We start from the raw sequence: 15,934 nt of genomic DNA on the forward strand, positions 1-15,934 counted from the left end.
TTATCAAAAATGGGATAATCGATGCGCAGTAGAATCGATTTAAATGTTTTGCGGGTATTCGTCACCGTTGCAGAGAAGGGCAGTTTTATCGGCGGCGCGCGTGCCTTGAAAATGCCTGCATCGAATGTGAGTCGCCAGATTTCGCAGCTGGAAGAACGATTAGGGATGCGACTCATACAGCGAAGTACGCGTCAAATGAAGCTTACTGAAGCAGGGCAGATGTTTTTTGACAGCATGCGACCACTGCTGGACTCGGTGAATGAGACGGAAGCCAGATTAAGCCACGCACAAACTGAGCCGGAAGGGCTGCTACGCGTATGTTTACCAAATGGAGTCGGGCCGGTGATCTTCGGCAATCTTTTGGCTGACTTTGCACTGCGATATCCCAGAATTGAACTCCATTGTACTACCAGCCTGCAGGGAGCAGAGGCACTGTGGGATGACTGCGATGTTGTCATTGATATCAGTCGCGGCACGCGCGCCAGCAGTGATGTCATAGCCCGGCCGCTGGCTTCATTACCCTGCCACATTGTTGCGGCGCCGACTTTACTGCAAGAATACGCCAGACCAACGCATACAGAACAATTGCTGGCTCTGCCCTGCATCACCACCGTAAGTGCACTTCAGGGGCAAGCGTGGCAATTTATAACCACTGGCAAAGGATTTCGACACATCAATGTGCTGAGTCCTTTCCGTGTCGACAGTGGTGAGATGGCGATGCAAGCAGCACTGAAAGGCATCGGGTTTGCCATCCTTTCAGCGCAGGCTTGTGAGCCTTATATTCGAAGTGGGCAGTTAGAAGTGATTGAGCTTGAACTCGCTCCCGCACCCCTTGAGATTGCGCTGCTCTACCAGGAACGGAGTTTTCTTCCCGCAAGAAGCCGCGCGTTTATTGATTTCCTGCAAGAGGCGGTGCGGAATCAACGCGAAAAATAACCCGCCTCACGCATATCCTGCAGCAGTCCCGGTCCGGTGGGCTGCCAGTTAAATGTTTGACGTGTCCATTCACTGGAAGCCGGATTATCAATGGAAGCAAAGAACGCCATCCAGCCCAGCCACTCTTTCGCTTCTTCCATGCTCAGGCTTTTCACCGGCAGAGACAAACCTGCACCAATGGTTTCGGCGATCTGACGAAATGGGATGCCTCCTTCCTGAATCGCATGCAAAATCGTGCCGGCTTCGGCGTGCTCGGCGGCGAGGCAGAACAACTCCGCCGCATCATCACGATGCACCGCAGGCCAGCGATTCGCACCATCCCCGATATACACCGCCGCGCCTTTCTCTTTCGCCATATTAATGATCATCGGCACAAAGCCGTGGTCGCCTGCGCCGTGTACCGTGGGCGGAAGACGCACTAGCGAGACGCGCACCCCTTTATCCGCCAGCGCGAGTGCGGCGATGTTGGAGTCGGAACGAGGATGGCCGCCGGAAACCGGTTGAGTCTGCTCAACCGCGAGACGTCCTGGCGAGACCAATGCAGTACCGGTGGTCACCACTAGCGGACGGTTTGACCCGGCAAGTACTTCACCCATCGCCAGAATTGCCTGCTGATCGATAGTCGCTGCGTGATCCATGCGGCTGAAATCATGGATATAGCCGGCATGGATCACACCGTCACTCTGTTCAACGGCGCTACGCAGGCTGGCAATATCTTCTAAATCGCCGCGCATCACCTGGACTCCCTGCTGGTGCAGTTTCTCTGCTGACGCGTCACTGCGTGCCAGTCCAAGCACGTCCACGCCGCGTGCCTGCAGTTTTTTCACAATGGCCGAACCGATAAAGCCGCTTGCGCCGGTCACAAAAAGTCGCATATTCGTACTCCTATTTCTGGCTGTTGAAGCACTATGATAAAAGTCTGCGGCGCGGCGAAAAGTCGTGAGCTTATACAGGTATAGGCACTAACAGGATAACGCCATGACCCAACAAGACGACAATCTGCTCGGCAACTACCTGCGTGAACGACGTCAGCGACTGGATGCTGGCAAACTCGGCTATCCGTTGCTGCGGCGTCGTACGCCCGGATTGCGTCGGGAAGAAGTGGCGGTGCGCGCCTGCGTCAGCACCACCTGGTACACCTGGCTGGAGCAGGGCAGAGGTGGTGCGCCCTCCGAAGAGGTATTGGAACGGTTATCCAAAGCGTTGGAGCTAAGTGCCGCCGAGCGCGACCACCTGTTTCTGCTGGCGCAGAATCGTTTGCCGGGCGTCACCTGGCAGGCGGGCGTGGATGTTTCACCCTCGTTGCAACGCGTCCTGGATAGCATGACGCACACGCCCGCGCTGGTGAAAACCGCTGAATGGCAGGTGGTGGCGTGGAACCATGCGGCGACCAAAGTATTTGTGGATTACGCCCAACTGCCGCCGGAACAGCGCAATATTCTATTAATGATGTTCAGCAATGAAGAGATGAAAAAACGCCTGCCGGATTGGCATCAGGTCATGCGTAACATGGTGGCGAATTTCCGTGCCGACGTAGCACGTACCGGTGCCAGCGAGCATGTGCGCACGCTGGTGGAAGAACTCAGCGCGATGAGCGAAACCTTCCGTCAACTGTGGCAATCGCAGGAAGTGAGCCAGCATGGCGAAGGGATAAAGCAACTGTGGCTACCGGACGAAGGCGTGCTGGAACTCGAATACAGCACCTTCGCCGTTGAGGGTAAGCCCGGCCTGAGCCTGGTGGTGTTTAATCCTCGCTTGCCGAGAGATCGTGAGACGGTGGCGCGTCTGATGGCACGTCCGTAGCCGCGCGCAGGTTGGCGTCCATTGCATCCAGCGCCGCCTGATTCTCCAGTCCCCACTGGTACATCTGTTCGATTGGGGCTGCAAAGGTCTGTCCCAGCGGCGTCAAACGGTAATCCACTTTCGGTGGAATCACGTCATACACATGGCGGGCAATCAATCCGCGCTGCTCCAGCTCTTTTAATGTTTGAAACAGCATCTTCTTCGAAATTCCCTGCAGGCTGCGCTGCAACTCGCCGGTGCGCGCACGCTGTCCCGGCCAGTGATAAAGCGCGTGCAGCACCATGCTGCTCCACTTCAGCGAGAACAAATCCATCAAGCGACGCGGCGGGGAATCCGCATAAAAAAACAGCTTGCCGTCAACCCAGGCTGGCATCAGTGTCACTCCTCTATGATCACCAAAAGGTAACTACTATCATTTCTGCACCACGTTGACTATAGTCTGCCGCCTTCAACTCAATAACGCCAGCACCTTGCGGAGGCACCATGAAAATCAACGCATTAGTCGCACACGACGCGGCAAAACCTTTAGTATCCAGCCAGATCGCGCTGCGTCCACTGCAACCGCAGGACGTTAAAATCGATATTCTGTACTGCGGCGTGTGCCACTCCGATCTGCATATGGCACGTAACGAATGGGCGGTGAGTCGTTATCCGCTGGTGCCGGGCCACGAAATCATCGGTCGCGTGCGGGAAACCGGCGCAGCGGTCACAAACTTCAAGGTCGGTGATGTGGTGGGTGTCGGCGTGATGGTCGATTCCTGTCGTGAATGCCATTTCTGCCAGCAGCAGGAAGAGCAGTACTGCGAAGCCGGATTTACCGCGACCTATAACGGTATCGACAAACACACAGGCGACAGCACCTGGGGCGGCTATGCACAGAATGTGGTGGTCGATCAGCATTTTGTGGTGTCAGTGCCGCAGAACCTGCCGCTGGCAGGCGTTGCTCCGTTGCTGTGTGCGGGCGTCACCGTTTGGTCACCGCTGCGTCACTTCAAGGTGCAGGCCGGCGACAAAGTCGGCGTAGTGGGCTTAGGCGGGCTTGGGCATATGGCGGTAAAACTGGCGAGTGCGATGGGTGCGGAAGTGACGCTGTTCACTACCTCTCCGGAAAAAGGTGCCGATGCGCGACGCCTGGGGGCCAGTCGCGTGGTGGTCTCACGCGATGCGGAACAGATGGCAGCGGCGCGAACCTCTCTCGATTTCATTATCGACTGCGTGTCCGCGCCTCACGATCTCGATCCCTACCTCGCCACGCTCAAAACCAATGGTCGTTTGGTGCTGGTAGGCATTCCGGAACAACCGCATCAGGCTCCTGACGTCACGCCGATGGTCTTCCGTCGCCTGAGCATCAGCGGCTCATCCATCGGCAGCATCAAAGAGACGCAGGAGATGCTGGATTTCTGCGGCGAACACAACATCACGGCAGATATCGAATTGATTGCGGGTGAAGCAGTCGAAGATGCATTTGCGCGCATGCTGAAGGGTGATGTGAAATATCGCTTTGTGATTGATATGGCAGCGACCCGCTGGTGATAAAAGTTGGCGATTTCAGCCTGAAATCGCCAGCTCAACATGACTTCAGTTGCATCCCCACGCACAGTGAGATGTGCTGCACGAGCTGCGCCGCACTAAAATTGTCGTGATGCGATAACCCCGCTGCGACAATTTCCAGCACATTTTCGCCACAGGCGATATACAGCGGATCGATGGAAATAATGCTGCCCGCTGCGTGCTGATGCGACTGGGTAATCACGCGGCTTTTCCACACGATAAAACGCTGTTCTCCCATCAGGCTATACGCACCAGGCCACGGATAAGCAACGCCGCGAATCAGAGCATAAATCTCATCGGCAGACTGATGCCAGTGAATCTGCCCATCCTCAGGCTTTCGTTGTCCCGGTTCGCTGGCGAGACTTTCATCCTGCACGCGTTCAATCAAACTACCCGCCCGCAGAGCGCGCAGCCAGTTTGGCAACTGTTCACGCGTGGTGCGTACCAGTTTGCGATGTAATGAAAGCGCCTCATCTTCATCAGTGATAGCGACACGGCTTTGCGCCAAAATTGGCCCGCCGTCTGGCACGTCATTAATGCGATGTAGCGTCACCCCGGTTTCACGCTCATTGCGGATAATCACCCAGTTGAGATGCGCACGTCCGCGATAGGCGGGCAGCAGCGAAGCATGCACATTGAATGCGCCTTTTTTGGCGGTGGCAATCATGGCAGGAGAGAGCGCTTGTCGATAAGACAGGGTCAAAATCGCATCGGGTTGCAGCGACGCTACTTTGGCAATCCATTCTGGCGTATTGATATCGTCCGGACAAAACACCGGGATCTGTTGCTGCAGCGCCATGGCTTCAACCGAGTCAAAGAAGCTATTTTCCTGATGGGCTCCCGCGTGGGTGAACACGCACACCACTTCAAATCCCACTTCCTGCAAACTTTCCAGCGCCGCGCATCCCATCTCATGATACGCACACAACACGACTTTCATTCTTCCGCCTGTGAACACTGATTAACGTTTGGTGCTTAGCATAGTAGGGGAAGATTATGCCTGGCTTAAACCATGCAGTTGATCGCTGTTAATTCGTCAAAGGCTTGTTTATGTCCTTAACTCTCCGCTGCGTCATTAGTGACTAACAATGCCGAGGACTTCTGCCATGAGTTATACGCTATCTGCAGTGCTTCTTTTAGGGAGTTGGGAATTGCCCAATCTGCTGGAACATGGCAAACCAATCTTCCATATGCCAGGTGGTGGTCACGCGCTCGCCGTTAAGCAAGTGGAATTCGTGCAGGCGCACGCTAATGCGACGACCGGTTGGCGCAATGCCCATAAACTCACCCTGGTGCGTACCGGTAATTTCTGCACGCACAGCAATCTTTCCAGGCTCCTGAAGCATGTCGTGCACAGTGATGTTGATATCCGGGAACGCGGCGATAAAAACTGCCAGCAGTGGCTTAAATCCTTCTGGTCCCGGCCCCTGACCTGGCGCCAGTGGGATGTCATCCCAATCTGGTGTGACCGCCAGATCCAGCAGATCGGGATTTTTGTCACTAAAAGCGCGATAGAGGTTTTCTACCGCAGTACGTTCAGCTTGCAGGCGTTGGTTCAGTGGTTGTGTCGCAGACATGTTGGAAACCTTATTGGATTAGTTAGCGGTGCATCTCACCGGCTTGTGCAGTATTCCTGAATCTGACACTATCCATCCAACAAATGATTGGTATAGAGCATTATACAAAATATGAATTTTGAAGGATTCAATCTCAACTTGCTGGTGGCATTCAATGCCTTAATGCTGGAGCGCAACGTCACTAAAGCGGCGGCACTGGCTGGCGTAAGCCAACCGGCGATGAGTGCCGCGCTTTCTCGCTTGCGCCGTGTCTTTGACGATCCGCTTTTTATCCGCAGCGCAGAAGGCTTGTTGCCCACGGCGAAAGCGCAGGAGATTGCGATACCGGTGGCCGATGCGTTAGGGCAGGTGCGTCATTTAATGAAGCCCGCAGAGGTCTTTGATCCCACAGCCAAACAGCGCAGTTTTACCCTGGGATTGACGGAGTATCCGATGCATGTGCTGCTGCCCGCGTTAACCAAAAAGCTGGCGGCAGTGGCACCTCATTGCACGATTCATGTGCGGTATTTTATTGATCGTGATGAGGTTGTGGCGCTACTCGATGCGGGCAAGATTGATATTGCCGTAGGCGTACCGCCAACCAAAGCAGAAAACCGAATTCTTTCCGAGCCATTGCTACGTGATGACTTTGTCACCTTAGTCGGGCGCGACCACGAAGCCGCGCGTAAAGGCATGAACCTGCAAGCGTTTCTCTCAATGCGCCACATCCTGGTGTCACCGGAAGGCAACCATTACGGCTTGGTGGACCAACAATTGCGTGAGCAAGGTCTGGCTCGCACCATCAGTCTGACGTTGCCCACCATGTTTACCGTGCCCGCGCTCTTGCCGGGAACGGATTATGTGGCAACGGTACTGCGCCGCGTGGGCACCACTTCAGCCAGCCAGGGCGACATCATCATGTTTGAACCGCCGTTGGCGCTGCCCTCGATTCCATTTGATCTGCTTTGGCATCGCAGGACGCAGGACAGTGTGGCGCATCAGTGGTTACGCGGTGTGATCGCGGAAGTAGGAGCAGCATTGTAGATCAAACCAGCGGCGGGTACGTGTTGCCGCTTTTGCATAAACCTGCCATGTTACTCGACACAATAAAAACCAGGCCACTTTGCAAACCTGTTTAACATCAGACCAGGAGTAACAGCCATGCTGGGGATAATCCGCGTATTAACCCATCCAGATCAGCACTTTGTCGAAGAACATGGTCGGCTGATTTATCAGGAGTACGCTATCAACTCAATTAGCCGGGCGATCCCCGATCAGCACAAAGGGATTTTTGATGATGCCAGTGAATCGCTGGCGGTGCCTAAGATCGTTACGCTCGGGCGGCAATTAGAGTCCGACGGCTGCAATGCGCTGTTTCTCAGCTGCGCCGCCGATCCTGGCCTTGCGGCATTGCGCGATGCCGTATCGATTCCCGTCATCAGCGCCGGTTCGGCATCGGCAAGCATTGCGCGTATGCTCAAGCGTCCTGTCGCGGTGATGGGGATTGGCGCGGCGGCCCCGGCGCCTTTCCGTCAGTTGCTGGGTGAATCCGTGCGCTACGCGCGTCCGGAAGGGGTGCTGAACACCACGGACTTGCTGAGCGCAGAAGGTCGCGCCAGCGCCCTGGCCTGTGCGGATAGTCTTTATCGCGATGGCATTGAAGTCATCGCCTTCTCATGCACCGGTTTTTCCACCATCGCGCTAGGCGACAGCATTCGCCAGCAGTTAGGGAAAGTGGCGGTGGATGCGGTGAGTGCGGCAGGCCTGTTTATCAGCCAGTTAGCCCCGCAATCCGCGCGATAACCTGCTCGCGCCGCTGCCCGGCGGCGCATAACATCCTGTAATCGTTTTTTTGTGATCTCCGCGATAAACAAATCCCGCCTCGCTCCGATAACTCCCTTAACAGAATTTACAAAAACAACATTCGCAGGAGAGGGAACATGGGGCTGGTATCCCGTTTACGTAATGTACGCATCACCCGAAAATTGTCAGCAGGATTTGGCATCGTGTTGCTGTTAGTGGCATTAGCCACCGGCATCAGCGTGCAGCGTTTCAATGCGATTCATGACATCTATCAGAAAACCAATCTGATCTATGACATCAACATTGAGGTGTTCCAGGCAAAAATTAACCGCCTCAAATACCTGTATGGTGATGATAAATCCGGCAAGGTGATGGCCGAATACGTCGCTCATGCACAGCAACTGAATCGCGAGGCTAAACAACTCTCCTGGACAGACAATGCCCGCGCGCTGGTGGATGAACTGGATACTCATCTCGCCAGCTTCCAAAACAGTATTGGCGCGATGACGCAAGCCACGCAGCAGCTAAATAGCCAGCGAGCACAGCTCGATTCCGTGAGCCAGCAAGACATGACCTCGCGCTATATGCAGTTGATCCGCACGCCAGTGACCAATCCAGAACTGACCAATCAGATCTATGAACAGCTCTTCGCCATTAGCAACGTGCGTGAAGAAGCCTGGGCGCTGCGCTTCAATGTCTCCGATACCCTGCGCAATACCTTGCAAACCCATTTCCAGCAGGCCGATCAGGGTATGAAAGCCTTGTTGGCTCAGCTGCCACCAGAACAGCAGGGCGGATTTACCGCGCTGTGGCAGGATACCGAACGCTTTAAAGATCTCAGCCTGCAAGCGGCGGACAGCTATGGTCAGCTGCGTGCGTCAGAAGACACGGTAAAAGTCGCGGGTGATAAGAGCAGTGCGGCGATCAAAAAGATCATTGCCATCGTCAAGGAGCGCAATGATGAACTGGCGAACGGTTCAGCAACGCTATCCCTGTTGATTGGGGGGCTGGCGATTCTGTTTGGCGTACTGGTAGCGTGGTACATCATCCGTCAGATTACGCGTCCGGTATTCCACAATCTTGAGCTGGCGGAGCGCATTGCCAGCGGCGATTTAAGCTCGCAGTTTACCACCGATCGTCATGATGAACTCGGCAAGCTGACCTCGGCGATGGGGCGGATGAACGACCGTCTGCGCAGTATGATTGGCGATGTGTTGCATAGCGTCAGCAGCGTGTCGCAAGCCGCTAGCGAGATCAATCAGGGCAACCTCGATTTGTCATCACGTACCGAGCAGCAGGCGGCGGCGGTGGTGGAAACGGCTGCCAGCATGGAACAGTTAACGGCTACCGTTAAAAATAACGCCGAGAACGCGCGGCAGGCCAGCCAGATTGCCGCAGAAGCTTCACACAATGCGAATCAGGGCGGTAAAGCGGTGCGCGATGTGGTCAGCACCATGGGGGAAATCTCCGACAGCTCGAAGAAAATTGCCGACATTACTGCCGTCATTAACAGCATCGCTTTCCAGACCAATATTCTCGCATTGAACGCGGCGGTCGAAGCGGCCCGAGCCGGTGAGCAGGGGCGTGGTTTTGCCGTGGTCGCCAGTGAAGTGCGCAACCTGGCACAGCGTAGCGCCGGTGCAGCGAAAGACATCGAACAGTTGATCACTGAGTCGGTGAGCCGCATCAGCAACGGGCATCAGCAGGTAGCGCGTGCTGGCGAAACCATGGATCAAATTCTCGGTAGCATTGCGCGCGTGAATGAGATCATGGAGGAAATTTCTGCTGCTTCCGATGAGCAGAGCCGTGGCATTGAGCAAATTGCTCGCGCGGTAGGTGAACTTGATACCACTACCCAGCAAAACGCCACGCTGGTGAGCGCATCCTCGCATTCGGCAAACTCGCTGGAAGAACAAGCGATGATGTTAGAGCGGTTGGTCGCGCAGTTCCGCTTGCAGGGAGCGGGGCGTTAAGTTTGTTCAAGGATGGGGCGGCCTGATGGCCGCCTTCTTTTTATAACGGCCTGCGGTGATCGTCTTTATTCAATGTCCACAGTGCGGCAAAGCTCACCAGCGCTGTGCCCATCACATACCAGGCCGGAATATCCGCATTACCGGTCTGTTTCATCAAACCGGTAATAATCAGCCCCGCACAGCCAGAAAACAGCGCATTCGACAGCGAGTAGGCTAACCCAAGCCCGGTGTAGCGCACGCGCGTCGGGAACATCTCCGCCAGCATCGCGGGCCCCGGCCCTGCAAGCATGCCGACCAATGCCCCGGCCACAAACACCACCGCCGCTTTGATCAGCAAGCCGTTTAGTGGGTCCTGCAATACTTTCAGCAGCGGGAATGCCAGCACCAGCAACAAGAAGGTCGCCAGTAACATCACTGTGCGTCGTCCTACGCGATCGCTCAGGATACCCGCAGGCAGGATAGTCGCCGCAAATCCGAGATTCGAGATCACCGCAATCAGCAGCGCCTGATTGAAGCCAGTATGCAGCGCTGCCTGCAAATAGGTGGGCATGATCACCAGATAGGTATAGCCCGCTGCGGACCATACCATCAGTCTTCCGATCCCCAGCACAATGGCGCGTACAGTGGCACTGACCGACGCGCTTTCTGCATTTGTTGCTTGCTCAAACTGTGGAGACTCTTCTAAGCCCGACCGTAGCCAAAGTGCGATAGCGCCTAGTGGCAGTGCGAGCAGGAAAGGGATACGCCAGCCCCAGGCCATCATCGCTGCGTCTCCGATGAGCAACGGCAAAACCGCCACCACGGCCACGCCCGCCAGTAATCCAAACGCCACGGTCAGAGACTGCCATGCTCCGTAAAAGCCGCGCTTGCCCGGAGGTGCAAATTCCGTCATCAGTGACACTGCGCCGCCGTACTCTCCCCCGGCAAACAACCCTTGCAGGATGCGTAACGCGGTAATCAGCAGCGGTGCAGCAACGCCAATGGAGGCATAAACCGGCACCAGACCGATCGCAGCGGTCGCGAGCGTCATCAATATCAACACAGCGATCAATACCGGCTTGCGTCCATAACGATCGCCCAACCTGCCGAACACTACCGCGCCTAAAGGACGGAAAAAGAAGGCCACGGCAAATGCAGCATAGGTCAGGATGAGACTGGTGAGGGCACTTTCGCCCTCAAGCTGGAAGAAGTTTTTAGCCATCAGCGTGGCCATAAAACCGTAAACGGCGAATTCATACCACTCAATAAAATTGCCGACGGATCCGGCAATGAGCACGCGCTTGTGTGCCGCAGAAAGAGACATGACGTTTTCCTATCAACAGGGGGCAGTGAACATCCTGCGGGCAAGCCGTTGGTGTGACAACCGCTGGCGCTAATCTGCTGCTGAAAATCGCTGTGGGTTCAAAGTTTTCACTGATTGAGTGGCTGACAAACAGGCTTCGTCTTACAAACCTTTTTCGTAATCAATCGCTTCCTTTATTTTTATCAAAGCCGATTGCAAATCATGCAGGCTTACAGAACCCAGCGCCAGCCGGATAGCCTGCGGCACGGTCGCCGAGGTACTAAAAGGTTCTGCGGTTGATACGGAAATTCGACTCTTCAGCAGGCGTTTTACCACGCGCTCCGCCCGAGCCTCTTCAGGTAACACAATCCAGTTAAAATAGGCATTCGGATGTCCATAGCAGGTAAAATCCTGCAAAATTGTTCGCGCCAGGGTTTGACGTTGCCCGGCATCTCTTCGCTTCTCTTCCTCAAGTTGTGCGACGTATCCCTCTCGCAACCAGTCGCAGACGATGGAGGTCATTAATGCGGGCGTGTTCCAGCTAGTGGCGCGAATCGCGCGTTCCAGTGCATCACGATGTTCCGCAGGAGACACTACGGCACCGACTCTCAACCCCGTCGCCACGTTCTTAGAAAAACCAGTGACATATATCGTCCTTTCAGGGGCGTAATAGGCCAGGGGTGCTGGAGGTCGCGGCTCAAGATAGGCGTAAGCCGCATCCTCAATAATCAGTAAATTATATTTTCGGGCAATTGAACCGATAGTTTCTCTCTGTTCGCTACTGAGCACCCAGCCCAGCGGATTATGCAATGTAGGCATGGTGTAAATGGCGCGAACCCGCCTGCTTTGGCAAACGGTTTCCAAAGCCACAAGATCAGGGCCAGAAGGATTGACGGGGATAGGGACGAGTTCCAGATGGTACAGGCTGGCCAACACTTTAAAGCCCGGATAAGTCAGAGCATCAACCGCGACAACATCACCCGGTCTCAATAAACCCATTACGGTTATCGCCAAACCCTGTTGCGCGCCATTGACCATCAAAACGTTTTTGGCTTGCGTAACAACTCCCATATTGCTCAGGTAAGAGGCAACCGCTTCACGGTCGTTCAAACGCCCGGCATAAGGCTGATAGCGCAATAACGATTCGATGTCACCGCGTGTCGCAAGTTGTCGCAGTGCACTACGTAGACGGTCAGCTTGCTCTGGCAGGGAAGGGGTGTTGAAATTCAGATCTAATACATCTGGTGCAACTCGCTGTTGATCATCACTTGATCCCAGTGGGCGCAAAATTTCCCTGACAAAGGTTCCCCGACCGGTTTCTCCCCTCACCAGTCCCATGGCTTCCAGCTCACTGTAAATACGCGTTGCGGTGGCTAATGAGATAGCACGCTCGCTGGCGAGTGCTCTGTGCGTGGGCAATCGTGTCCCTGCGGGCAAATGGCCGAGTTGTATCGCGCTGGCGAATTCATCAACGATAACTTTATAGCGAGCCTTCATCCAATGTATCCATGACAATTTTTTGATTGTCATTAATGCTGTCATTTACGCTTTAAAGCGTCAACGGTGGGTAAGTCAATGAATCAAGGTGGCGTTTATGGCGACTAGCAGCAACACAAGCGTATCTCACGCTAACCATTCTGGATTACAAGGATGGATGAGTGGATTTATCGGGATGGTTATTTTTAGTGGATCGTTACCGGCTACGCGTGTGGCGGTAAAAAGTTTCGATCCTTTTTTCCTGACTTTCATACGCGCTTCAATTGCAGGAGTGCTGGCGGTCCTGATCATTTTAGCCCTTCGACAACGCCGACCTGCGCCCGGACAGCTTTGTTCATTGCTGATTGTCGCGCTGGGTGTCGTGATAGGTTTTCCTTTGTTCACTGCGCTGGCGTTACAGCATGTCAGCTCAGCACATTCGATCGTTTTTATTGGATTGCTTCCCATGTCTACCGCGCTTTTTGCCGTGATTCGTGGAGGCGAACGACCACGAAGAGCATTTTGGTTGTTTTCCACTCTCGGTTGTCTATTGGTGATGGGGTTTACGCTGGTGCAGAGCGCAGCGGCATCACTGACCGGTGACCTCTTGATGTTAGCGGCGACGTTAGTGTGCGGCCTGGGTTATGCAGAAGGCGCAATGCTTTCTCGACACCTGGGTGGCTGGCAGGTCATATGCTGGTCACTGATCCTTTCACTGCCGATCATGTTGCTGGCAACAGTGATGACGGCTCCTCTCAGTTTTGAACCTGTTCAGGCGTCTGCATGGTGGGCTTTAGGATATGTATCGCTGTTCAGCATGCTGATTGGTTTCATCTTTTGGTACAGGGGGCTGGCAACCGGCGGTATCGCCAGCGTAGGACAACTGCAGCTGTTACAGCCTTTCTTTGGCCTGATTTTCTCAGCCTGGTTACTTCATGAATCCATTCATCCATCCATGCTGGTGGTGACGGCAGCCGTTGTATGTTGTTTGGCCGCTGCACGTAAATTTGAGCGGTAGCTTTACAAAATCCTGACGAACCTTGCGCAGTTGTTAAGCGCAAGGTAAATATTCTTAAAATAAACCGCACCGCTCGCGGTTTTTCCCGTTAAACTGCTTTTCTTGTCGATCAGACTTTTCCAGTGAATGAATTATTACTCACCTGATGATAGCCATCTGAAGCGGCGTTCACAGCGCTTCGTTCGTCGTATGTTTATCATGCGCCAGCTTGGCACAATTTTATGTTTCTTCCCGATTCTCTCGGTATTGATGGAGATGCATCGCGGAGTGGCGTTCAGCGCCCTGTTATTTATCAATGCATTTATCTGGCCGTGGGTGGCTTATCGCCGGGCATTGCGTGCCGAAGACGCCACCGGCACCGAACGGCATAACTTAACGCTGGACGCGGCATTTGGCGGTATTTGGGTGGCGCTGATGGCGCTTAGCCCGTTGCCGTCATTTATCATTATGGCGGTGCTGGTCTCGGATCGTTATGCGGCAGGAGGCGCAGCGCAGTTAATCGCTGCCATGCAGGCTTTCCTCTGCGCTTTCGTTATGGTCTGGCTGGTGGATGGCGCGGGTGTCAATCTCACATTCAGTGCGCAAACCGTCTGGCTGACATTGCCGTTGGCAACCTGCTATATGCTGGTATTGAGCGTGACGTCCTACAATTTGACCTGGCAATTGCGTAAACGAAACCGTGAACTGGAGCGTATTGCGTTAATGGACCCTGGTCTGGAGATCCCTAACCGGCGTCTGTTTGAACGTCGTCTGGAGAGCGAATTCCTGAGTACGCGTCGTGGCGACAGCGCGGGCTATCTGCTGCTGATGGATCTTGATTACTTCAAGTCGGTGAATGATACCTGGGGCCACGAAGCCGGGGATTTTTTACTGGCAGAGATTTCGGCACTGCTTCGTAATCATGTGGGATTGCAGGATATTCCCGCGCGTTTCGGCGGTGATGAGCTGGGCGTGATCGTGCACCATGCGACCGATGAGACGGTGGTAGCGTTGGCAAATCGCTTAAAGGAAAAAATCGCTCAGGTGCGCCTGCCAGCGTCGGCGGAGTTTCGCTGCTCGGTGAGTATCGGCATTGCTTCAGCCGCCAACGCCGAGTCCTTGCGCCATTGGTTACGCCATGCAGATGAAGCGTTATACGAGGTAAAACGCGCCGGACGAAATGGTGTGCGGCTGTGGGTCCCGCCGCAACCACCGTTGGCCGGCGCCGCCTGATCAGGCAAACGTCGGTTCGCAGTTCACCGGGAAGTTGAGTGAATTGGCCACATAACAGGCCTCATGTGCCTGGTGATGTAACTCAAGCGCGCGATCCGCATCTGCCGGATCGCGCAGCGTAATGCGCGGTTTCAGCGTGATTTGCGTAAAACGACCCCGAGCCCCTTCTACCATGGTGCCTTCCGCGGCATCCTCATAAGCTTCCACCACAATTCCCGCGTCCGCGCACAGGTGCAAATACCACAGTTTGTGACAGGCGGAGGCCGAAGCCAGCAATAACTCTTCAGGATTCCAGCGCGTGGCATCGCCACGAAATGCCGGATCGGCGCTCAAAGGCATTATGGGTTTGCCGTCTGCCAGCATCTCACTGTTACGATCGTAAGCGGTGTAAGAGGAGGTGCCGGTGCCGCGATTGCCGGTCCAGCGGACCGTGACCTGATAGTGGTGTTCCCGTGCCATAGCTGAAGTTCCTTTTGTGGGGTAATCGGCGGTCAGTTTACTGTGTTTGCTGGCGTGGCGGGAAGGCTCTGATCAGCCACCGCGCGTCAAATCCTCAATATCCAGCGTTTCAGTCTGACAAATAGAGATCAGGCTGGCGGCTTCATCACTTAGCCGTACAAAGGTATGGCGCATCGTACTGTCGATGTAAGCGCTGTCACCTTGTGCCAGCCGCAGCGGTGCATAGAGCTGCGTATGCAACATCACTTCGCCTGACAAAACATAAATGAACTCTTCACCGGCATGCTGAGACCAGGCTTCCGGCGGCGGCAACTCGCGCGTCTCAATTCCCATCACCACCGGAATCATCCCTTTCACCAGCAGTTCAGCGGCATGCACTTCATAACGAAAATAGGGGTTGGTAAAGGCCAATCCTTTACCGGCCAGTGTGTAAGTGCGGCGGCCCTGAATGGCGGTGCTCGCCACCGAAGGCAGGGGCAACTCTTCGGCGAACAGTTCGGCCAGAGAGTAATCAAACGCGCTGGCAATCTTGGCAATGGTATCGAATGAAGCGGACACCTGGCCTTTTTCAATCTTCGAAAGTGTCGAAATCGACACGCCACTCAACTCGGCGACCTGCTCCAGCGTCAATTCTCGCGCCTGACGTATCGTTTTGATTCGCAGTCCAAAATCTTGTTCGCCGGTTAAGGCGGCGCCCAGCCCGGAGGCTTCATGCTGTCGGGTGGTTTTCATTGGCAATGATTCTTCTGCTAAGTGAACTGGACAGTTAATTTCTCACATATGATAAAAATTATCACATAAGAAAATTGTATTGGTCTAAATGTGAGCAGAGTAGCAGTTTAAAAGAAAACTTCTGGGAGCTGCT

The 15,934-nt window shown here is 54.6% G+C and carries 16 protein-coding genes; 8 read left to right on the forward strand and 8 right to left on the reverse strand.

Annotated features, from left to right (window positions below; translation table 11 throughout):
- The first annotated feature begins 21 nt into the window (after positions 1–21).
- Positions 22–936: a LysR family transcriptional regulator gene (locus JK231_RS13085; protein WP_211728761.1), complete on the forward strand. Its 915-nt coding sequence runs from the start codon at positions 22–24 to the stop codon at positions 934–936.
- On the opposite strand, the gene JK231_RS13090 is transcribed toward JK231_RS13085, so the two are convergent.
- Positions 921–1,811, reverse strand: coding sequence for an SDR family oxidoreductase (locus tag JK231_RS13090; RefSeq protein ID WP_211728762.1), 891 nt, complete (start codon positions 1,809–1,811; stop codon positions 921–923). The two genes, JK231_RS13085 and JK231_RS13090, sit on opposite strands and share 16 nt — an antisense overlap.
- A 103-nt stretch (positions 1,812–1,914) precedes the next feature.
- On the opposite strand from JK231_RS13090, the gene JK231_RS13095 reads away from it, so the two are divergent.
- A complete protein-coding gene (locus JK231_RS13095; RefSeq protein ID WP_160833151.1) occupies positions 1,915–2,739 on the forward strand; it encodes a helix-turn-helix transcriptional regulator in 825 nt (274 codons plus the stop codon).
- Here JK231_RS13095 and JK231_RS13100 read toward each other — a convergent pair.
- Complete coding sequence (locus JK231_RS13100; RefSeq protein ID WP_097117663.1) at positions 2,681–3,112, reverse strand: helix-turn-helix domain-containing protein; 432 nt, start codon at positions 3,110–3,112, stop codon at positions 2,681–2,683. The two genes, JK231_RS13095 and JK231_RS13100, sit on opposite strands and share 59 nt — an antisense overlap.
- 110 nt (positions 3,113–3,222) lie before the next feature.
- Between JK231_RS13100 and JK231_RS13105 the strand changes: the two genes are divergently transcribed.
- On the forward strand, positions 3,223–4,272 hold the full coding sequence (locus JK231_RS13105; RefSeq protein WP_097117664.1) for an NAD(P)-dependent alcohol dehydrogenase: 1,050 nt from the start codon (positions 3,223–3,225) through the stop codon (positions 4,270–4,272).
- A 34-nt stretch (positions 4,273–4,306) separates the two neighbouring features.
- Here the strand turns inward: JK231_RS13105 and JK231_RS13110 are convergent, their stop codons facing one another.
- The gene (locus tag JK231_RS13110; RefSeq protein ID WP_211728763.1) at positions 4,307–5,230 is read right to left on the reverse strand and encodes a formyltransferase family protein; all 924 of its coding nucleotides are present in this window, start codon (positions 5,228–5,230) and stop codon (positions 4,307–4,309) included.
- A gap of 196 nt (positions 5,231–5,426) precedes the next feature.
- A complete protein-coding gene (locus JK231_RS13115; RefSeq protein ID WP_211728764.1) occupies positions 5,427–5,867 on the reverse strand; it encodes an ester cyclase in 441 nt (146 codons plus the stop codon).
- Positions 5,868–5,978: 111 nt separating this feature from the next.
- On the opposite strand from JK231_RS13115, the gene JK231_RS13120 reads away from it, so the two are divergent.
- From JK231_RS13120 to JK231_RS13130, 3 genes are all read left to right on the forward strand, one after another.
- A complete protein-coding gene (locus JK231_RS13120) occupies positions 5,979–6,890 on the forward strand; it encodes a LysR family transcriptional regulator (protein ID WP_211728765.1) in 912 nt (303 codons plus the stop codon).
- A gap of 117 nt (positions 6,891–7,007) precedes the next feature.
- Positions 7,008–7,649 carry an aspartate/glutamate racemase family protein gene (locus JK231_RS13125; protein WP_211728766.1) on the forward strand — a complete coding sequence of 214 codons (642 nt, stop codon included), beginning with the start codon at positions 7,008–7,010 and terminating at the stop codon, positions 7,647–7,649.
- 137 nt (positions 7,650–7,786) lie between these two features.
- On the forward strand, positions 7,787–9,622 hold the full coding sequence (locus JK231_RS13130) for a methyl-accepting chemotaxis protein (protein ID WP_211728767.1): 1,836 nt from the start codon (positions 7,787–7,789) through the stop codon (positions 9,620–9,622).
- A 40-nt stretch (positions 9,623–9,662) separates the two neighbouring features.
- On the opposite strand, the gene JK231_RS13135 is transcribed toward JK231_RS13130, so the two are convergent.
- Together JK231_RS13135 and JK231_RS13140 are read right to left on the reverse strand one after the other, a co-directional pair.
- Positions 9,663–10,925: an MFS transporter gene (locus tag JK231_RS13135; RefSeq protein ID WP_211728768.1), complete on the reverse strand. Its 1,263-nt coding sequence runs from the start codon at positions 10,923–10,925 to the stop codon at positions 9,663–9,665.
- 141 nt (positions 10,926–11,066) lie between these two features.
- Positions 11,067–12,401: a PLP-dependent aminotransferase family protein gene (locus JK231_RS13140; RefSeq protein ID WP_211728826.1), complete on the reverse strand. Its 1,335-nt coding sequence runs from the start codon at positions 12,399–12,401 to the stop codon at positions 11,067–11,069.
- Between the two features lie 97 nt (positions 12,402–12,498).
- Here JK231_RS13140 and JK231_RS13145 point away from each other — a divergent pair, with 97 nt between their 5' ends.
- Complete coding sequence (locus JK231_RS13145; protein ID WP_211728769.1) at positions 12,499–13,398, forward strand: DMT family transporter; 900 nt, start codon at positions 12,499–12,501, stop codon at positions 13,396–13,398.
- A 126-nt stretch (positions 13,399–13,524) separates the two neighbouring features.
- Positions 13,525–14,610 (forward strand): diguanylate cyclase, encoded by a 1,086-nt coding sequence (locus JK231_RS13150; protein ID WP_211728770.1) that lies wholly within the window; start codon positions 13,525–13,527, stop codon positions 14,608–14,610.
- Here the strand turns inward: JK231_RS13150 and JK231_RS13155 are convergent, their stop codons facing one another.
- Both JK231_RS13155 and JK231_RS13160 read right to left on the reverse strand, forming a co-directional pair.
- A complete protein-coding gene (locus tag JK231_RS13155; protein ID WP_097117671.1) occupies positions 14,611–15,069 on the reverse strand; it encodes an OsmC family protein in 459 nt (152 codons plus the stop codon).
- 72 nt (positions 15,070–15,141) lie between these two features.
- The gene (locus JK231_RS13160; RefSeq protein ID WP_034822430.1) at positions 15,142–15,801 is read right to left on the reverse strand and encodes an XRE family transcriptional regulator; all 660 of its coding nucleotides are present in this window, start codon (positions 15,799–15,801) and stop codon (positions 15,142–15,144) included.
- Between the last annotated feature and the right edge of the window lie 133 nt (positions 15,802–15,934).

It is taken from the genome of Pantoea sp. JGM49 (assembly GCF_018257655.1).
GTDB lineage: Bacteria > Pseudomonadota > Gammaproteobacteria > Enterobacterales > Enterobacteriaceae > Pantoea > Pantoea communis.